A 20,398-nucleotide genomic window follows, 5' to 3' on the forward strand; every position below is an offset into this window, starting at 1 on the left:
AGCGAACATCAAAAAAATCCTTTTAAAATGTTTTTGACCAAAGAGTTCATTCCATAGATTTACTCGTGATTTCAACATGAATCACTTGAACAACCTAGTAGATTTAAAATAACTAACAACATTAAATAAGATAACTTATCCTATTCATTATTTACAAATAAGTAAAACAAGCGAGCAAACAAATCACGTAATGTCTCTACTATCGGATATTTGAACTCACCAAATTTATTTAAATAAGCGTCAAAAAAAGACGCTTCGCAAACTGAATTGCGAAACGCCTTGATTGTTTCAATTGAATGGTACTCGATTTCTTTAAAAATCTCCGTCCCATACTGTATTCGTAAGCAAATAAATTCGCAACGACGCCAGCAATTAACGTTTTGAGAACTGCCAGTTGAGAATTTTAAGAACACTTATCCATAAGAATCCTTATACATCAACATTCTGTCAATATGAACAATGGATTGATAAGGATAAAAACGGGTCTCTGTAGATACCATTTGAACCATTTTGAACCATTATTGATGTTAGTTGAATACAAATTTTTAACAGAGATCCCCTATTAATGAACTAATTATATATAAGGTTTTTGAATATCTTAACGTTTTATTATCAGGAATATTTTTTAAAATTCTCAGCTTGCTCCATTACTTTTTCAAAAACTTCTTCATCCCACTCTGGTGGATAACCATTTTCGTACAACAACACCGTTAAATCCATATTGAGCTGATTTTTGATATCGTCTCGACTTGACCAGTCTGCGTACTGTGCTTTTTCATCCACTAATTCTTTGATGGCTTTAGCAAGGTCTAAACATTTCTCATCCACATACTCAAATTTATGCTCATCGCGTACTTTAACTAAAATATCATAAAAAGCTTTTTCTTCGTATGAAATGCCGAGTTTACTAAATGAATCTTTGTCATCTTGCAAGTCCTTCAAGATATCCAAGAGCTGACCTGATAAATCGTCAATAAAGTCATAGACAACTTCAGAAACAAATAGTTGTGCATCTCGATTGTTGTAGGCCTCGACCACACGTTTTAGTCGCTCTGAAAACTCAATCGCTTTGAGCTTGTTGGTTTTGCCGTACATATTGATTTGCTTTTGAAGGATTTTCAACAAAGCATTAAATTTCGTGATAGGCATATCCAACTCATCAAGTTGCTTTTGAAATTCGTCATTGAACAATTCATCAGTGTCATTGTTAATTATATCTTCAACGCCTGTGGACGTGATTGCTTGATATACCAACTCTTGCACATGTTTATTCATCGTTTCAGTGTCAGGAGCATCACCTTTAGTCTGTTTATAAATAATGGAACGAATCGCAAGATAAAACTGTGCTTTTTCAGTTTCTTCATCAGTCAATTCTCCCGATGGATAAACAATTTCATACGCCATTTTCATTCTGCGAGATAAGCCCATGAACCGTAATTCCATCTCTTTTGAGGTTTGAATATACTCTGCGCCACGATTGAGACAAAGCAAGCGTTCAGCTGGACTGCCATTGTAAAAATCGCTCGCATCGAAATTAACCATGAGTTCATCAATCATAGCGATGTGATTTCTAAAAATACCTAAAGTGATTGGCAACTCATCAATCGGACTTTCTTGTGGGTCACCATATTTTTTGGCAGCTTCCATCATAGCTTTCTTGATACCGATGTAGTCCACAACTAACCCGTGGTCTTTCCCTTCAAACACACGGTTTACTCGTGAAATTGTCTGAATCAAGGTATGCTTTTGCAGAGGCTTATCAATATACATCACGGCTAACGATGGCACATCAAATCCTGTAATCCACATATCAACCACAATCGCAATTTGAAAATTAGAATTGTTATTCTTAAACTGTTTATCAAGCATTTTACGATGGTCGCCATTGCCAAGTAAATCAAACATTTCCTGCTCATCGTCTTTCCCACGAGTGGCGACAATGTTTACTTTAGTCAACTCCTGTAGTTTTTCAAGTTCTACATCAGTCAAGTCATCACGGTCTGTCTTTTTAGGAACAAACCACTCTGGACGAACGTTTTTCAACTCGTGATAGACTTTATAGGCGTGCTCACGATTTGAGCAGACAATCATCGCTTTCTGTACGATTTCAGGCTTTTCACTGACCAACTTGTCATAGTGGTCAGCAATATCTGTTGCAACTTTTTTGATACGGTCTGGATGGCTCAAAATTTGTGTCATCTTAGACATAGCACGTTTACTTGCTTCTACCTGTTCTTCATTGGCACCAGCTTCCGTAGCTTCATTATAATATTTGTCAATTTCATCAGTCTGTTCATCCGAGATAATCACTCGTGCAAGACGTGGCTCGTAAGAAATACGGACGGTAATACCATCATCAGTTGACTCCTTCATGGTATAGCTATCAACAATATCACCAAAGACATGAATGGTTTCATCTACTGGTGTACCTGTAAAGCCAGCATAAGTTGCATTAGGAAAAGCGTCACGCAGGTAATGCGCAAAGCCGTAAGTTGTTTCCACACCCTTATCCGTATATTTGAGCTTTGAGCCTGTATTGGTTTGTGTGCGGTGGGCTTCGTCTGAGATACAGATGATATTATTACGTTCAGACAATAGCCCTGTTTCTTCCTCAAACTTTTGAATGGTTGTGATGTAGACACCTCCACTTTCATTCGTTGAAAGTTCGCTTTTCAATTCCGCACGACTGGCAATCGACTTAACATTTTTATCTTTGAGATAGCGTTTAGAGCCTTCAAAGAGTTCACTGGTCTGATTACTCAAATCTTCACGGTCAACGATGATGATAATCGTAGGAGAATTAAAAATATCTCGATCATGTGTGGCTAATAATCTTGACAAGAAAAGCATGGTATTTGTTTTACCTGAGCCAGTCGCGCCAAAATATGTACCACCTTTTCCGTCACTCACAGGTTTCAAGTGTGCTTTGATATTGGCAAGCATTTTATTTGCTGCAAAAAATTGTGGATAGCGCGTGACAATCGCTTTTTCTTTTTTATCCGAGTCTGGATAGTATATAAAGTCTTGTAAAATTGCAACCAGTCTGTCTCTTGCAAAAGCACCATCAATCATCGTAAGCAGTGCCGAAACCCCATTTGACACTTTTTCTTCATCATTTGCCTTATTCCATGAATAGTAATATTCATAAGGTGTGAAGATTGACCCCATTTTGGTATTTGCACCGTCTGATAAAACAGATAAAAAACTGTATTTTGTAAGGACTGGAATATCCCGATTGTAGCGGATATGAATTTGCTTCCAAGCATCATAAATAGTTGTTTCTTCTTTGATAGCTGCTTTGAATTCAAAAATTGCCAGTGGAATACCATTTACGAAAAGCAGCATATCTGGTCTGCGTTCTCGCACATCAACTACCGTAAACTGGTTGACCACCTTAAAGATATTGTTTTCAGGGTTTTTATAATCAATAAAATCAATATGAATGGGTGGTTTGCTTGTATCGTCTCGCGCAAGGTCAAAACCCTCATTGACTAAGAAAAAGGCTTGACGGTTTCCGATATAGAGCGGACTTGTCGGCACAAATTTGAGTTTGTTTGTGATGATTTCGAGCTCTTTTCCGTTCAAATCAGGATATTTTGACAACATAAATGATTTAAGGTCATCGAATAACAGTACCTCATCATATTTTCTATGGATAGACTCCCCACTGACATAGTCATAGCCGTTTTTAACAAACAGTTCTATGATGGCTTGTTCGAGCTGAGCCTCATCAAACTTTGGCAAGCGCTCTCGCCTCCTTGATTGCCCCATTGATAAGAATCGGGCAAATATCTTTTATTTGTTGTTTTAACTCAGGAACTCTAGAAATTGCTTCGTACAGTTTTACATATTTTCTTTGAATTTCGATAGGTGGTAAATTAAATAATATTTCCTCAAACCTATCTAAATCTAAATTTGCACGTACACTACTATCGCTAATGAACCAACCATATCTATCGCTCTCATTCCTTAAGAACAACATAAAGAAATACTCAGGAAGGATGACGTCCTCATCTTTAATCTCAAATGTAGTGTAAGCTGGTGAAACAATTATTGGATTTTCCCTATCAAACAATCCAATCCTGATAGTCTTATCCCTACCTGTTTGCATTCCACTAAATACGAATCTGTTTTTTCGTACAACTTTATATTTTTTGGGATCTACCGTATCAACATTTGCAACTGTCGGCATGAACTCTTTGTTTATGTTTATCCCATAAAAGTCCATTATTGAACTATCAATATTTCGTTCATCAACATAATTGATTAGTTCTCCTACTGTCTTTTTGATGATCATCGTTTCACCCCCATAATTGCTGCTTCTAAGATAGATACTGTTTTCTTTTCTTCTTGAAGAGCTTGTTCCATCTTTTCGAGAATCTTCGCCATTTCCTTGTCATAGTCGATTTCTAAGTCATGGTCAATAAATTCCACGTATTTACTTGGTGCAAGCGAGTAGTTAGCTTTTCTGATTTCATCAAGCGTTGCTGATTTACAAAGTTCTGGAATATCTTCATAATCAACACCCGTTTGCCATGCTTGATAGATATCCTTAATTTTGGCGATTTGCTCGTCAGTCAAGACCGTCTTTTTCTTCTTTTTCCCTTTTTCGACCACATATTGCTCGATATGGTCGTCCCAACTACGCAAGTCACAAAACAGCACTTCATTTTTACGGTCACGAAGTTTATGCCCATTCTTATCAGACGCTTTCTTGTTGTTATTCATAATCCAAAGCGTCACCGAAATGTCCGTCGTGTAGAACATATCACGAGGTAAGACGATAATCGCTTCGATTTTATCGTTTTCGAGCAATTTCTTACGGATTTCGTACTCCGCACCGTCCGCATTGAGTGCACCATTCGCCAACAAGAACCCAGCGACACCATTCGTCACATCAAGTTTTGACAGCATATGCAAAATCCACGCATAGTTGGCATTTGACTTAGGTGGCACGGCATATCCTGCCCAGCGCGCATCGTCCAACAGTTCATTCTCTCCGCGCCAGTCTTTTAAGTTAAATGGCGGGTTTGCCATGATGTAGTCAACTTTCATGTCATTGTGTTGATCATCTGTAAATGTGGAACTTTCACCATAGGGCTTCGCCCCCAAGTCATAAGAAATCCCACGAATCGCAAGGTTCATCTTCGCAAGTCTGCGTGTGTCAGGATTTTTCTCTTGCCCAATGATTGAGATATTTCGTTTGTTTCCATTATGACGTTCTACAAATTTGAAAGACTGAACGAACATGCCACCAGAACCACAAGCAGGGTCATACACACGACCGCTGTATGGCTCAATCATCTCAGCAATCAACTTTACTGCTGAATGTGGTGTATAAAACTCGCCGTCTTCTTTGGAGCTTGCAACTGCATAACTCTGCAAGAAATATTCATACACACGACCAATCAAATCATCTTCATGGAACTTTTCAGGGTCGATTTTGTTAATCTCGTCAATCAAATTCTTCAGCGTTCTAATGTCAGCTCCAAGATTGGTATAGAAGTTCGATAATAGTGCACCTTCGAGTGGCGGATTGTTTTTTTCAATATCCGCCATTGCCGTATCTATTTTGACCGCAATGTCATTTGAACTTGCTTCTTTCACAAGATAAGACCAGCGAGTGTGTGGTTCTAGATAAAAGACGTTTTCAGCTAAATAGAATGATTTCTTATCCAAGAACGCTGGAACATCACCATATTGCGCTTTGATTTCTTCTCTACGATTATCAAACTTATCACTTGCAAATTTGATGAATACTAAACCAATGACTGCATCACGGTTTTTTTCAGTACCTCCAGCACCACGAAGGGCATTGCGACAATTAAATAAAATTTTTTCAAGTGTCAGCTCTTTCTTTTCAGCTTTCTTTTTTACCATTACTTTTAGTCTCCTTCAATTACTCTTTGTTTTCTAGTTTCTATTAATCAGAAAACTCTTTTAGATTCTCAGATAAAAATATTGACATAACAAATGATAAAAAAACATTTGCAACAAATAGCTCTATGCTTTGTGGGAGCTTCTTAAAGGTTAAATATTCAGCACCATTAAAACTAGTTACTAATTTTGTCTCTTTATTAAATTCCAATACACCTTCATTTTCTACTTGATTTGTTGAATTGTATTTGTTATATGTGAAATCCGTAAATAATCTGACGAATTGATCTTCCACAGTATCCATATCATCAGAAGATGCTTCCAAAAGAGTGGATACTTTTTCTGGAGTAACTTCTGTTGATCCTCTTCCGAAATTTGATAAAAGCGACAAAATACTACTCTTAATTTTAACATCTTCTTCAATACAATCTTTTAGCAAACATTCAAATAATTTTGGTGCATATTGTTTTATTTCTTCGGTATTTCCCCACAAAAGATCATGCTTATTGTTAAATTTCAATTTATTAGTAAGTAAATCAACATACATATCTGGTATCAAATATCGATTATTTCTATTGGTTTTGCCTATAGCTATTTTATTAATCATTTTAGGATCATACCCTGTTTTTTCAGTAGAAGTTTCATAGTCTATCTGGTTAGCATAACCCGCTAATTTGTAATAGGTTACCTCCATACTCTTTTTTTTAGAGTAGATTCTTTTTGCTGCTAATGAGTAAATAAACTGACTAGTTTCTTGAAATATTTCCTTCATAATTTCACCTTCAAAAAAGTGGTGTATTTTTTATTAGTATATCACAAAAAAGTTCAGCGCAAGCAACTGATTAAATTAATGGCACAATTAGAACATCAAGAAAGAGTCGCAATCCCTTGAATAATTCATAGTGTTTGTTTGCTAGTGACAAACGCAGAAAGAGGTTATTTGTATGACAAAAAAATTATCAGCCTTCCTCTATTTTGATGCTGAAAACTATTTTGAGAAAAAAATCCTATTAGCAATGCAATCTGAGCCATTAAAAAATGAAAATCAAGAAATTATTGGAAGTAAGTACACTGTAATCGTATGGGAAGATGCAACTGATTACGGCGATCAATCCATTACTAATATCGGTGATACTTATAAAGTGAAGGTAGTTGGAAAACATTTAAAAAAGATAGAGAGTCCCTCGGAAGTTAAATTGATTAATCCAACCGGAGTAGTCTATGGAGAATTTCGTAATCAATTGAGTGTTTCTGCTGAAGATATTACCTTCATTACCGAGGATACAAAATAATGGCACGAACAGTAAATAAACAAACTCAACTTCCTAAATTAATACCACTTCAAGTAAAAGTACTTGGAGTGGCAGCATTACTGGACCTACTAATAATAATATTAAATCAATTTCTAGTATTTCTTATCCAACACGACTTTCCTGAAACAACCAATCACATCCTAACAATACTGAGAGATTGGACCGAGATAATTATCCCTGGGTTAACCATACTAATATTTCTTTTTGGTATTGGCATTCTATATCTTCACATTGCTATTAAAAAAAGATATGACCCTTATCCTTTTGTAATTCGAAGTATTTATTTTGACTTTTGGTTACAGACCGTGAATCTCTGTATTCCATTAGATCAAGAAACTATTTTATTGCCCAATGTACGTAAAATAAAAAAGGGCAATGATAATAACCAAAAAGCATTTGAAATAGAAATAATAGCTGATTTCAAAGAAAGAATGTTGTCATTAAATGATGCAATTAACAGCTATTTAGCTCACCATAATTCAGAATATCATGTGTTTGAGAGCTATGAAATAAACGGGTGGATACGATATATATTGACAACAAATTTTGAAAAAGAGCAATTACGAGGTGAAGATATTGAACTATAGCATTCCCATTACCAAATCAATCAATTATGATGCCGCAAAGCAAATTAATTGCTTAATTGGCGGGCCTCGAGGAATGGGCAAGAGTTGGTTAGGTATGTATATAGCCAATAAGCTAGCCACCTTAGAGGTACCCACACAGTTATTTATTATTGACTATAAACAAAGTGATGCTTCTAGACTTAATACCTTACTTCCAGAAAAACGAGTCGCCTGTACAAAGGAAGAAATATTTTCATTATTAGAACACTTCATTAACTTAATGCATAAACGACGCGAATTCATAAATGATAACACTGAATTTGGTACTACAGCAGTAAACTTAGAAATGCCTTTATATTATCTTTGGTATGACGAGTTTGGTGCATTCACCCCAACATTAACAACCAGTGAGAAAAAAAAACACGATGATTTATTATCTCAACTGGTTTTATTAGGGCGGCAATATAATTTTGGAGTATTAGCGATTATGCAACAAATTTCAGTTACTAATAGTGGTCTAAATAGTAACATAAAGCAGCAATTCGGAATGATTGTTCATATGGGAGCAGATACAAAGGAATCATATCGTCAGACGTTCGGCGCCACCTATGAAATACCTCGTGTTAATCTCTCTAGAGGGCAAGGCCTAATTTGGATGCAAGGAGAACGGATTATTCAACCCTTTTACGCTCCAGATCTCTCGAACATCGATATTTGGCAGTCGTTTAAAAAGAATCTTAATAATCAGAATGACGATAAATATTTAAAAATGTACAAAACAAGTGAAACTAAATAAGGGCATTTTGGTTTTAGCAAAATGCCCTCGCGCGCAAGCGCGCTTTGACTTGATAAGCGGAAAACAAGTGAACTTCAATCATATTGGAGGTGATCTGATGAAATCAAACAATGAGCAGCCTTTTCATTTATAGTGGTGCGCTTGTCAAAGCCTATCGCTACGGAAGAACTTTAGAAATCACAACCTCAAATGGTCTAAATAGGCAGACGATAAAAGTACTTCCAAATAAACAATATGTAGTACTCAAAACTGGTGAGATTAGGGATATGAACACTAGTGCCGAGAATCGAGCTGACAACCTAAAAGCTGTGAAGCAAACCATGAAAAAATTACGACGTCTCATCGCTCATAATTTTAACGGTGGAAATAATCAACTTTGGATTACTCTAACCTATAAGGAAAATATTACTGACTACAAACTTGCTTCAAAAGACTATAAACTGTTTATGAAAAATCTACGGAAATCTTATAAAAACTTAGAATATATATCAGTCATTGAGCCACAAGCAAGTGGGCGTTGGCATTTTCATATTCTATTAAAGAGTGATACAACTCTATTTATTTCTAATGACGAAATAGCACGCTGCTGGGGAAAAGGTTATACCAATACAAAACGTTTAAAATCATCGGATAAGGTAGGAAATTATGTATTGGCTTATCTAAGTAATCTTGATCTTCCTGCTGACAAGAATAATCAAAGTAAGAAGTACGTCAAAGGTGCTAGATTGTATTTCTATCCTAAAGGAATAAGGATATATCGGAGAAGTAAAGGTATTCAAGATCCTATTACTGAAACCGCAAGTAAAAATATTATCATGAAGAAAAATCACGTAACAAATAGAAAAGCTAATTACTCAACAAAAACAGTTCATCAAGCTAAGACTGGACCAGTAACATATATTACAGAATTTTATGATGATTTAGATTAATAGGAGTGACAATATATGATAGCAGATAAAATTAACAGATATCCTTATCTTATGACCCGTGAACAAGCTTCAAGTTTTTTAGGGATTGATCCAAAGTCATTTGATAAATACATTCGAGAAAGTGAACAACTAAACAGATTTATGATTGGAAGGCAAGAGCGTTTCACTATCGATTCTTTAGTTGATTTTATTAAAGCGAACCAAATATAAAGCTTACCAATGGTTGATACTTTGCTAGAACATGTTTACAATGATTTTGTATTCAACTAGCATCTATCAACTATTTTTATGAAAGGGATTGATAGTATGGCTAGTATTATAAAAAGAGGGAAATCGTATCGAGCGCAAGTTTCCTTATACAAACAAGGAAAACATAAAAAGCTTTCTAAAACTTTTCCAACAAAGAAAGAAGCGCAACTTTGGACTTTAGAAATGGAGTTAGCAAAAGGAGAAGGTAAAGATCTTGCTCACAGAACAACAACCTTTGCGGATTTTTTCGATAATTGGATTTACCTTGTAAAAGTAAATGACGTGAAAGAAACGACTTTTCAAAATTACGTTCGTACTTTAGGAGTTATCAGGAACTTATTTCAGGACATTCAATTAAAAGATTTAAATGATATTGTTGTTCAGAAGAAAATTGATGAATATGCAAAAACACATTCTCGAAAAACAACACATGAAGTATTATTAAAAATCAAAACGGCATTACGTGATGCCTATGCTCGCGGTTATATTGTTAATGACTTTGCACGATTAGTTAAAACACGTGGAGAAAACCCACCTAAGCGAAACAGAGCATTATCCATCACTGACTTTAAAAAGCTCCGCAATTATGTTTTAAAGCATCCAGAAGATGAATTTAACCTACTTGTATTACTTGCATTAGAAACGGGTATGCGACGTGGAGAGCTATTAGCAACGCGACCAGAAAGCCTTTATGAATACGGGATAAAAGTTAGACACTCAATCAGTCCCACTTCTGACGATACTTCATTAAAGACACAAAATGCAAAACGTGATGTTTCTATAAACAAAGAGGTTTATGAGCTTGTACGTAATATTCCCGTTAAAGATAATGGTTATATTTTCGGCTTTGCTGGCTTTAAACAATCCGAGCTTTTAGCTGAATTATTAACAGAATTAAACATTAAAAGAACAACCTTTCACGGTCTAAGAGATACGCACGCATCATTCTTATTTGCCCAAGATATAGATATTGCATATGTATCTAAACGGTTAGGACACATAAATATACAAACCACACAAAATTACTATCTAGAATTAATGCCAGAAAAAAAGCATCAGCAAGATGCCGATGCTTTAAATCTTTTAAGTTCTTTATAATGTCCAAGCTGATTTGAACCAACTTGAACCAAAAAACCTTTGTAAACGTTGATACAATAAGAAATTGATTAACGTTTTGAGAATTGTGAAGCTTTACGAGCTTTTTTAAGACCTGGTTTTTTACGTTCAACCATACGTGCGTCACGTGTAAGTAACCCAGCGCGTTTAAGAGCTAAACGGAAGTCAGGATCAACTTCTAGCAATGCACGAGCGATTCCGTGACGGATAGCTCCTGATTGTCCAGCGTAGCCTCCACCGTTTACGTTAACAAATACGTCATATGCGCCTTTTGTTTCAGTAACGCCGAAAGGTTGATTGATAACTTCACGCAAGTCAGCATGTGGAATGTATTCTTCAACATCTTTTTTGTTGATAGTAATTTTACCAGTTCCTGGTACTAAGCGTACGCGAGCAACTGCATTTTTACGACGGCCTGTGCCGATATATTGAACTTGTGCCAATGAAATTCCCTCCTATTAGATTAAGTTTGTGATGTCTAAAACTTCTGGTTGTTGTGCTGCATGTGGATGTTCTGCTCCACCGTATACATTCAATTTTGTAAATTGTTTACGGCCTAAAGTATTTTTAGGTAGCATGCCTTTTACAGAAGTTTCGATCAAACGACGAGAATTTTTAGCACGCAATTCACCAGCTGAGATTGATTTCAATCCTCCTGGGTAGTTGCTGTGACGGTAATAAATTTTATCAGTCGCTTTTTTACCTGTTAATTTCACTTTATCTGCATTGATAACAATGACGAAATCGCCAGTATCCAAATGAGGGGTGAAAGTTGGTTTATTTTTTCCACGTAGTACAGATGCAACAACTGTTGAAAGACGTCCCAATGGAACATCAGTTGCGTCTACTACATACCATTTACGTTCTACTTCGCCTGGTTTGGCCATATATGTTGTACGCACGTTAGTTTCCTCCAATTTAAGTTCTGATGTTTGACATACACTTCGAGTTTCCGGGGCTCTTTGTGGGGCAAACAATACCATTTAACATATTACCTGCAAATACCGATAATGTCAACGTTTTTCTATACTTTTGAAAAATTAAATTTCTTTTTCATTTTTATCTTTTCATCGTTTTAGTTTCTTTTAGACTAAGAAATTCGTTATGTATAAAAAGTTGTGTATTTACATTATTTTTGAATATTATTTTCATTTTATTTATTTTTATGTATATTTATTTAATTTATTGATTGCTTTTTTATTTTTATGGTGTTATCATTTGAAACATCTATTTTGAAAACACTTAAAAATAAAGGGGCGATTTTATGAAAGAAAAAATTATATTGGCTTACTCAGGTGGATTAGATACCTCTGTGGCAATCAAATGGTTGGCAAAAGATTATGAGGTGATTGCTTGTTGCCTAGATATCGGTGAAGGCAAAGATACAGCTTTTATTAAAAAAAAAGCACTTCAAGTTGGTGCAATTGCGTCTTATGCCATCGATGCCAAAGAGGAATTTGCTCAAGAATTTGCATTGATCGCGCTACAAGGTCATACGTTTTACGAGCAGTCTTACCCACTGGTTTCTGCGCTTTCTCGCCCCTTGATCGCAAAAAAATTAGTGGAATTAGCTCGAAAAACTGGTGCAACGACGATTGCTCATGGCTGTACAGGAAAAGGCAATGACCAAGTTCGTTTTGAAGTAGCAATCAATGCCTTGGCACCTGAAATGAAAATCATTGCACCGGTTCGTCAATGGCAATGGTCTCGGGAAGAAGAAATCGCCTATGCGAAAGAAAATGATGTGCCGATCCCAGCAGATTTGGAGAATCCATATTCTATCGACCAAAACTTGTGGGGACGTGCTTGTGAGTGTGGTGTGTTAGAGGACCCTTGGGCGACTCCGCCAGCAGGTGCTTATGATATTACGACAGCGTTGGAGTATACACCTGATCAGCCGGATATCATTGAACTCACTTTTGAACAAGGCGTTCCAGTTGCTTTGAATCAAGAAAGTTTACCTTTATCCGAATTGATCTTGTCTTTGAATCAATTAGCCGGCAAGCATGGAATCGGACGGATCGATCATGTGGAGAATCGTCTGGTAGGGATCAAATCGCGGGAAGTGTATGAATGCCCTGGAGCGATCACTTTGATGCAGGCACACAAAGAGCTGGAAGATTTGACCTTCGTTCGTGAATTAGCACATTTCAAACCAATGATCGAGCAACAGTTGAGCCAAATGATTTACGATGGTCTCTGGTTCAATCCATTGACCGATGCGTTGATCTCTTTCTTGAAAGCAACACAGACTGCGGTCAATGGGACTGTCCGTGTCAAACTATTCAAAGGAAATGTCATCGTTGAAGGACGTAAATCAGCCAATAGTCTATATAACGAAGAACTAGCAACGTATACTTCAGCGGATACCTTCGATCAACAAGCTGCTGTCGGTTTTATCAAGCTTTGGGGTCTACCATCGAAAGTCTATGCGGAAGTTCAAACGCAACAACAAACAGCCGTAGGATCAGAGTAGCGAGTAAAGCAATCAAAAGAAAAGTAAGGTAAAAGCTGAGTGCGAACTCAAACAGGACCTTTTACCTGCTTTTCTTTCATTCAAAACATAGGAGGAATCACATGGATAAACTTTGGGGTGGACGGTTTCAAGGAAAAAGTGAACAATGGATCGATGCATTCGGTGCTTCGATCTCCTTTGATCAAAAATTAGCTCAACAAGATATTTTAGGTAGTCTCGCCCATGTGAAAATGTTGGCCCATACTGGGATTTTGTCCGAGGAAGAAGCGCAACAGATCATCGCTGGTTTGGAAAAACTGCAAACACGCTTAACGAATGGCACTTTGCATTTTTCGGTGGAAAATGAAGACATCCACTTGAATATTGAAAAATGCCTGCATGAGGAAATCGGACCTGTTGCCGGGAAACTACATACTGCTCGTAGCCGTAATGACCAAGTCGCAACAGACATGCACTTGTATCTAAAAGATACGGTACTTGAACTGATTGAAAAGCTTCATTCGTTACGTCAAACGTTCGTGGAAAAAGCAGCAGAGCATACGGCTACGATCATGCCAGGATATACTCATCTGCAACACGCCCAACCGATTTCCTTTGGCCATCATCTCTTAGCGTACTATCAGATGTTTACTCGTGACCATGAACGCTTCACAGAAAGCCTGAAACGAATCGATATTTCCCCTTTAGGCAGTGCCGCATTGGCAGGTACGACGTTTCCGATTGATCGTTCCTTTGCTGCAAATGAATTAGGCTTTTCTGCTGTTTATGCAAACAGTTTAGACGCCGTTAGTGACCGTGATTTTATTCTGGAGTTTTTAAGTAATGCTTCATTATTGATGATGCACTTGTCCCGTTTTTGTGAAGAAATCATTTTTTGGTGTAGTTACGAATGTCAATACATTGAACTTTCGGATACTTTTTCAACAGGCAGTTCGATCATGCCTCAAAAGAAAAATCCAGATATGGCGGAATTGATACGTGGAAAAACTGGTCGAGTATATGGTAATTTATTTGGTTTACTCACGTTGATGAAAGGTTTGCCTTTAGCTTATAACAAAGATTTCCAAGAAGATAAAGAAGGCATGTTCGATACGAGTGAAACGATTTTAGCTAGTCTCTCGATCATGGAAGGTATGGTCAAAACCATGGAAGTGAACAAAGCCCGAATGTATGCAGCCACGCAAAAAGATTTCTCCAATGCGACTGAGTTAGCCGATTACTTGGCTGCAAAGGGCATCCCCTTCCGTCAAGCACATGAGATTGTCGGTAAACTCGTCTTACATTGTACACAGCAAGGTTGCTCGTTACAAGACCTCCCACTAACAGAATTCCAAGCAATCAGCCCGCTGATCGAATCTGATCTTTACGATACCTTACTTCCAGACACTGCCGTGAAACGTCGCAATTCATTAGGTGGTACAGGTTTTGACCAGGTAGAAATACAGATTGAGCAAGCACTACATCAGTTGAAAATAGACAAGAACTAAAAGAACATCTTGAGACAATGTTTCCACACGTTATCTCAAGACGTTCTTTTTTGTAGTTTACATTTTTCAAAAATATGCAAAAAAAGTTCAATCTTTCAAGAATAAACATGTCATACTTTAGTTTAAAAAACTTTTTAAAACAGAAAGGAATAATACCTATGACCTTCTTCCCCTTTGTCGATCCCAATCGTCGACCGCAAGCCAAGATCAGAAAAATGACAGAAGAACTCACACAAAAATTTCAAGCAATCGATCCAGATTTGACTTTGATACATAATGATAACTTTATTGATTATGGTCCAGAGGTCTTTCCAAAGCTATCGAAAATTTATTGGGACCCTCGTGTGCCAGATCATCCAATGGAACATTTTGTGTATTCGGAGTATCGGTTGAAATATCAATTTTATACGCTCTATTGTTTTACACCTTATGGCGAACAAATTGATGAACATTACGGAAAAGTAAATCATTCGGATCGAAAAACGCTACAAGCAATTGACGATTTGATATTAACTGTTATTCACACTTATCAAGCAAAAAACTTATCTTACTGGAAGGATTTATTTCCAGAAGAACAATTCCAACAAACAATCGCATCTCATTATCAAAGAACTTCACAGATGATCGGTGAAGGTAAAAAAAGTAGTCGACTAATCACATTCACTGACCCCAAGCATCGACCTTTGGCTGCTGTAGAAAAGAATACGAATTTTCTAGAAACTCAGCTAAATCAATTAGATTCTCGATTAACTGTGACTCATGATGATTCATTTATTGATTTCGGCCCAAAAGATGGACATTTTCTTGCGGAATGTCCATATGATCCTGAAGAAGACGACCCAGACGATGATAGACTGGGTTTATCGGATGAAGAATATGTCATTTGTTATGAAAACACTCCTCTATTTGGGATTTCCCCATATGGATTGAGCTTTGGATATCACGGAGATTTTTTTAATGGGGGGATTCCGATGATAGACTACCTAGGAATAAGAAAGACTCACAATGAAACTATTTTAAAAATTATTTACACGTATAAACTTTATAATATGTATTATTGGCGTGAACAGTATACACCAGAAGATTTCCAAATAAAATCTAAAAAGTTCAAAAAAGATTGGTCCTTAAGTTAATTAAGGACTAATCTTTTTCTATTCAACTGGATAGGCTGTTACAACAGTGACCTTTCCATTTGCTTTAACATTTACGCTGACATTTATACTAAAAACTCCACCAGTTTCTTTCCCAATGAGGTCTTGTCGTCCAGGTACATCTGTAACTTTCTCCTCAATTATACGTTCGACTTCACTCGTAATTTTCTCTGCATTCCAATTATCAGGAAATACGGTAGTCTTCGCACCCTTAAAATTTGTTCCATAACTCACTTTAGCCTCAAAAGGTTTTCCTTCCACCACTATCCCAGTTGGTTCATAAACTACTCCACTGTCTGGACTATAAAAATCAGGATGGCGCGAATGAGCTCCTGATATAATCAATCTCCCATCTCTCCCCGGTCTTACCTCCCCCGCCACATGTCGCAAGGCTTTACGGTTATAGTATTCGGTGGTTGGTAACCTCTCTACCAAGGCTTCATTTGGACAGCCTTTGGTGATTAGAGCCTTTTCCGCTTCCAATACGCGAGCGGCTTCGGCTTCTTCGACTTCAATCGCTGCTAGGATAACTTCTTCGGATTCAACTGCTTGTAAGACAGAAATCATTTCAGACCATGGTAAGCACATGGCGATGAGCAAGATATCCACTGGTTCGAGCTTCAATTGGGACTGCTTGATGACCCAGTCGGTATTTTCGTAATTTGGTAAGTGCTTCAATACACTGCCACCGACTTCAGAAATCGCTGCAATGGTGGTGTCATCTAAACTCTTTGGCAAAGAATTCGTGCGTTCTTCATCAAGCAAGCCATCGGCTAACGCATAGTAGTTGCAATAGACACCGAAAAAGCTTTGCACTTTGCGGATCGTATAGATGACTTCTTGGTTAAAACCGATGTCGATTTGGTCTAAGGGAACAATTTCTTGCGTTCCCCGATACACAAACTCACCTTCCCGATCAGTGACAACTTCTTTGTCATTGGCTTTCGCTGCGATTCGGAATAGATTGGTCTGAAACGTATCAGGTAATTGATCAATCAGCGCATCCCGCTCATCGATCATCTGACGGGTGATTTCTTTTCCGATGTCATTGACAGAATCAACATCTGTTGGGGCTACTGCCCCAAATTGGACGGACGAGTATTCTTTGACCACTTCCAGAGCTTGTTCAGGTGTGGCGATTTCTGCTAAAAATGTATCAAAGTCCGTCTCCAAGGGAATCGTGATGCCCCGAACATCATATTGTGTATATAATTGTTGGCGATGGTCATAGGCGGTATAGCTCATGGTCACATTGACATAGGGTGTTCCTGGACCATTATATGGAGAAAAATTGATTTGCTTGAGGGCGCCGATCCGTGGAGGTAATTTTTCATTTCCCGGTAAGTATTCATTCAGTGAAGTATCTGGATAAACTAATAGACTTTGATCATTCGTGTCTTTAGGAACGAACAATCCGCTCATACCGTCCGTGCCGGTTCGCATCTCATATCCAGATAGTTCTGGTGTTGTTTGTATGTATTCAAGGAACTGGTTTTGGACCGTAATCCAGCTAGCCAACTCGATTTTGGTGGTCGGATAAATCTCAACGGGGTCTTCTGGAGCATCAATGGCATCACCGAGCAAGCTGATCGACTGCCTTAGGATACTTGTCGAAGTCAAACGGTACAATTGGCTGACAGCTGTCTCTTTGGTTGATTCTTTTAAGTAGGGTCGGGTAAATTCAGCAAAGGCGGTAGCTTGGATGATCGGTGCAATTTTTGAACGAGCAAACCGAGTACTGAGGGGTAACGTACTTGGCCCTTCCATCACGTCTAAATAATCCGCTAGAACTAAATTATCAAATACGTTATGTTCGGCAGTCAGGGTATCCGTAAATCCTCGGAGTTTTGCCCATTCGTTCCATGTTTTTTCATCTTTTGCTGGCGAAGTGCCACTTAAATCAATCGCAACAGCCGGACGCGAGGTTGCTTCTTTGAAGGATCGATCACTCGCAAAGGCTAAGAGTGTCGGTTGGAAAACCGACGACAACAACATTACAACCATCAACAACGAGAACCATTTCTTTTTCATTTTTCCACTCCTTTTCTTTTTTATTGACACCGAGAGTATATCCCAAGAAAAGAAAGCGCTTAATAAAAAGTGAAAATTCTCATGAAACGACTTTTTCTAAAATAAGAATAAGAAATTCTAATTGTTATTAAACAAAAAAAGACATCCCCATTCCAGCACATTGTCTGCAAATGGGGTGTCTTTATGGTTGTGATGAAATTGATTATGCGTCGATTCCTGGTGCTTTACCTAGATGTGCTTGTATCATCCAGATGCGTTTTTCTGTTGCTGCTTTAAATTCAATAAACATATCTTGCGTAGGATCGTCGCCTTCTTCACCAGCAGCTTCGATTCCTTTTTGGAAAAGATCTGCTAAATAGCGGTAACCTGCGACTAATGTTTCTAAACGTTCTTCCATCGTGCGATCCCAACGACCAACTTCATCAGGGATTTTTGTGTTGTCTGCAAATTCACGTAACGTTGAATAAGGTGAACCATCTAATGTGATCAAACGTTCTGAGATTTCATCTAATTGTTCATTCAAGTCGTCCATGAAGCTGTCCATCATTGGATGCAATGTCAAGAATCCAGGACCTCTCATATACCAATGTGTTTGGTGGACGATCACCGACATTTGGCTTAAATCTGCTACTAATTGATTCAATACTTCTTTGGTTTGTTGAAATTTCATGTAATTCTGCCTCCTCGCATTTGCCTATATTAAAATCATAGTAAACTTTGAGGGAAAAGTACACTAAAATCCTTTAGATGAGAACGATTTTCATCCCCAGAGTAATGCTTTTTTTAAATAGCAAAAAATCCGCCAACCAAATAGAAAATATAACTAATGTCATCATTTACGATTCGCCTTCTTCATCTATCATCTCTATTGATAGAGTCTCTCGTAGTTCCGCAAATAACTGAGAATAGCGGCTTAATTCTTGTTGTGTCGAAACAAATAAAGGATATATTTTGTTGTACATGCGGCTGGCTTTTTTCTGAACAGCCACTTGTTGTGCTAATTCAATATATGCGGAAGCTTCACCTAATGTTTCGATTCTGCCTTGGCTCTGCCAACCTAATATGACTGCCCCTAACGCTGAGGCTTCTTTAACTTTTGGAAAACGGATAGGTTGTCCCAATACATCTGCCATGATCTGCCGAAATAACACTGATTGAGCGAAGCCACCAGTTGCACGTAACTCAATGACTTGATCGGGTGGACAGATACCTCGCAAAATTCGTTTGAGATTAAAACAAACCCCTTCCAGGACCGCTCGCATCATGTCTTTTTCCGTATGCCATCGTTGTAGACCAATAAAACTTCCAAATGCCTCCGCATCCCACAAAGGTGCTCGTTCCCCCAATAAATACGGTTGAAAAATCAGTCCATTAGCGCCAGGTGGGACAAAAGCGATTTCCGAAAGGACTGCTTGATACGGATCTTCTCCTTGTTCCTTAGCTCGTTGAACGACATCTTGCATCAATGTATGGACCGCCCAATCAAAGATCCCTGCGCCATTACTGGTTGCTCCTCCGATGACCCAGTGTGTTTGATCCAAAACATAACAGAAGGTTTCCATTGTTGGATGGAGCTTTGGGCGATTCGAAATAAATCGTAATGCGCCACTGGTACCGACAGTCAGCGCTGCCGTCGTCTCACCAAATGCACCTAAGCCTAAATTGGATAATGGCCCATCGGCTCCACCTAAAATAAATGGAATTTCTTGATCAAAATGAAATCTCGTACGGGCTTGTTCTGTTAATTTCGTGAACTGGGTAGTCGCAGGTGCTACTCTTGGTAATTGCTCTTCTTGTATCCCTAACTCTTCAAGAATAGGCTCTGACCATTGGAAACGGTAGATATCAAAGTACCCTGTGCCAGAAGCAGTACTATAATCACTGACTAATTCAGCAAACAGCTCATAAAAAAGATAGTCTTTGATCCCTACAAAATAAGCCGCTTGCTCAAATAAATCAGGAAACTCGTTTTTCAACCAATTGATTTTGATCAATGGTGTCATTGGATGGATCGGCGTACCCGTCCGTTCATAGATCACTCGACCTTTTTCAGTTGCTTTTAATTTTTCTGCTTCATTGACGGCACGAGTGTCTGCCCAAGTAAACATACGAGTTAAAGGTTTTTTATTTTTATCTAATAAAATCAAGCTGTGCATGGCTGTTGAAAATGAAATGAATTGGATTGTCTGTGCGGGTAACTGTTGGATCACTTCATTGATGACCGTATACACTGCATGGACTATCAATTCCTGATCTTGTTCAGCCATGCCTTGAATTTCTTGGATCAGCGGGTAATGAAAGTAGGCTGTAGCTACTTCTTCTGCTTGTTCATTGAATGCAACTGCTTTCGTTTGCGTAGTACCGATATCGACCCCGACTGCAATCATTATTTTTTCCACCTCTCTTC

The 20,398-nt window shown here is 37.9% G+C and carries 18 protein-coding genes; 9 read left to right on the forward strand and 9 right to left on the reverse strand.

The genetic code is table 11. The features are described 5' to 3' along the window. Window positions 1-612 precede the first annotated feature (612 nt). From IGJ95_RS14060 to IGJ95_RS14075, 4 genes are read right to left on the reverse strand one after another with little or no spacing between them, the layout of a single operon-like run. Window positions 613-3,744 carry a type I restriction endonuclease subunit R gene (locus IGJ95_RS14060; RefSeq protein ID WP_438762151.1) on the reverse strand — a complete coding sequence of 1,044 codons (3,132 nt, stop codon included), beginning with the start codon at window positions 3,742-3,744 and terminating at the stop codon, window positions 613-615. Next, window positions 3,731-4,297 (reverse strand): restriction endonuclease subunit S, encoded by a 567-nt coding sequence (locus IGJ95_RS14065; protein WP_251853430.1) that lies wholly within the window; start codon window positions 4,295-4,297, stop codon window positions 3,731-3,733. Before IGJ95_RS14065 ends, IGJ95_RS14060 begins: the two co-directional genes overlap by 14 nt. After that, window positions 4,294-5,880 carry a type I restriction-modification system subunit M gene (locus tag IGJ95_RS14070; protein WP_311801522.1) on the reverse strand — a complete coding sequence of 529 codons (1,587 nt, stop codon included), beginning with the start codon at window positions 5,878-5,880 and terminating at the stop codon, window positions 4,294-4,296. Before IGJ95_RS14070 ends, IGJ95_RS14065 begins: the two co-directional genes overlap by 4 nt. Window positions 5,881-5,923: 43 nt before the next feature. After that, on the reverse strand, window positions 5,924-6,649 hold the full coding sequence (locus IGJ95_RS14075) for a hypothetical protein (RefSeq protein WP_438762153.1): 726 nt from the start codon (window positions 6,647-6,649) through the stop codon (window positions 5,924-5,926). Between the two features lie 172 nt (window positions 6,650-6,821). Between IGJ95_RS14075 and IGJ95_RS14080 the strand changes: the two genes are divergently transcribed. From IGJ95_RS14080 to IGJ95_RS14105, 6 genes are all read left to right on the forward strand, one after another. Continuing rightward, entirely contained in the window at window positions 6,822-7,169 is a 348-nt protein-coding gene (locus tag IGJ95_RS14080) for a hypothetical protein (RefSeq protein ID WP_438762155.1), read from the forward strand. Continuing rightward, a complete protein-coding gene (locus IGJ95_RS14085) occupies window positions 7,169-7,777 on the forward strand; it encodes a hypothetical protein (RefSeq protein WP_438762157.1) in 609 nt (202 codons plus the stop codon). The genes IGJ95_RS14080 and IGJ95_RS14085 overlap by 1 nt, the downstream gene beginning before the upstream one ends. Then, window positions 7,767-8,552 carry a hypothetical protein gene (locus IGJ95_RS14090; RefSeq protein ID WP_438762159.1) on the forward strand — a complete coding sequence of 262 codons (786 nt, stop codon included), beginning with the start codon at window positions 7,767-7,769 and terminating at the stop codon, window positions 8,550-8,552. Before IGJ95_RS14085 ends, IGJ95_RS14090 begins: the two co-directional genes overlap by 11 nt. Before the next feature lie 266 nt (window positions 8,553-8,818). Beyond that, window positions 8,819-9,481 carry a rolling circle replication-associated protein gene (locus tag IGJ95_RS14095; RefSeq protein ID WP_438762210.1) on the forward strand — a complete coding sequence of 221 codons (663 nt, stop codon included), beginning with the start codon at window positions 8,819-8,821 and terminating at the stop codon, window positions 9,479-9,481. 18 nt (window positions 9,482-9,499) lie between these two features. Continuing rightward, a complete protein-coding gene (locus tag IGJ95_RS14100) occupies window positions 9,500-9,691 on the forward strand; it encodes a DNA-binding protein (RefSeq protein WP_438762212.1) in 192 nt (63 codons plus the stop codon). A 96-nt stretch (window positions 9,692-9,787) separates the two neighbouring features. Beyond that, on the forward strand, window positions 9,788-10,828 hold the full coding sequence (locus IGJ95_RS14105; RefSeq protein WP_311877804.1) for a tyrosine-type recombinase/integrase: 1,041 nt from the start codon (window positions 9,788-9,790) through the stop codon (window positions 10,826-10,828). Between the two features lie 68 nt (window positions 10,829-10,896). Here IGJ95_RS14105 and rpsI read toward each other — a convergent pair whose 3' ends face one another. Both rpsI and rplM read right to left on the reverse strand, forming a co-directional pair. After that, window positions 10,897-11,289 carry a 30S ribosomal protein S9 gene (gene rpsI, locus IGJ95_RS14110; protein WP_010733940.1) on the reverse strand — a complete coding sequence of 131 codons (393 nt, stop codon included), beginning with the start codon at window positions 11,287-11,289 and terminating at the stop codon, window positions 10,897-10,899. 15 nt (window positions 11,290-11,304) lie between these two features. Beyond that, window positions 11,305-11,733, reverse strand: coding sequence for a 50S ribosomal protein L13 (gene rplM, locus IGJ95_RS14115; RefSeq protein ID WP_153830627.1), 429 nt, complete (start codon window positions 11,731-11,733; stop codon window positions 11,305-11,307). A gap of 377 nt (window positions 11,734-12,110) precedes the next feature. Between rplM and IGJ95_RS14120 the strand changes: the two genes are divergently transcribed. The 3 genes from IGJ95_RS14120 (at window position 12,111) to IGJ95_RS14130 (ending at window position 15,942) form a co-directional block, all read left to right on the forward strand. Then, on the forward strand, window positions 12,111-13,322 hold the full coding sequence (locus tag IGJ95_RS14120) for an argininosuccinate synthase (protein WP_438762161.1): 1,212 nt from the start codon (window positions 12,111-12,113) through the stop codon (window positions 13,320-13,322). A gap of 101 nt (window positions 13,323-13,423) precedes the next feature. Next, window positions 13,424-14,809, forward strand: coding sequence for an argininosuccinate lyase (argH, locus tag IGJ95_RS14125; RefSeq protein ID WP_438762163.1), 1,386 nt, complete (start codon window positions 13,424-13,426; stop codon window positions 14,807-14,809). Window positions 14,810-14,967: 158 nt separating this feature from the next. Continuing rightward, window positions 14,968-15,942 (forward strand): hypothetical protein, encoded by a 975-nt coding sequence (locus tag IGJ95_RS14130; protein WP_153830612.1) that lies wholly within the window; start codon window positions 14,968-14,970, stop codon window positions 15,940-15,942. Window positions 15,943-15,960: 18 nt separating this feature from the next. Here IGJ95_RS14130 and IGJ95_RS14135 read toward each other — a convergent pair whose 3' ends face one another. The 3 genes from IGJ95_RS14135 to IGJ95_RS14145 all read right to left on the reverse strand — a co-directional run bounded on the left by IGJ95_RS14135 (window position 15,961) and on the right by IGJ95_RS14145 (window position 20,381). Further along, window positions 15,961-17,991: an EndoU domain-containing protein gene (locus IGJ95_RS14135; protein WP_438762165.1), complete on the reverse strand. Its 2,031-nt coding sequence runs from the start codon at window positions 17,989-17,991 to the stop codon at window positions 15,961-15,963. A gap of 202 nt (window positions 17,992-18,193) precedes the next feature. Further along, window positions 18,194-18,661, reverse strand: a complete 468-nt coding sequence (locus IGJ95_RS14140) for a Dps family protein (protein ID WP_034689491.1) — start codon at window positions 18,659-18,661, stop codon at window positions 18,194-18,196. Between the two features lie 166 nt (window positions 18,662-18,827). Continuing rightward, window positions 18,828-20,381: a gluconokinase gene (locus IGJ95_RS14145; protein ID WP_194180056.1), complete on the reverse strand. Its 1,554-nt coding sequence runs from the start codon at window positions 20,379-20,381 to the stop codon at window positions 18,828-18,830. Window positions 20,382-20,398: the final 17 nt, after the last annotated feature.

The organism is Enterococcus sp. AZ156 (genome assembly GCF_051714165.1).
In the GTDB taxonomy this organism is placed as follows: Bacteria; Bacillota; Bacilli; order Lactobacillales; family Enterococcaceae; genus Enterococcus_B; species Enterococcus_B pernyi.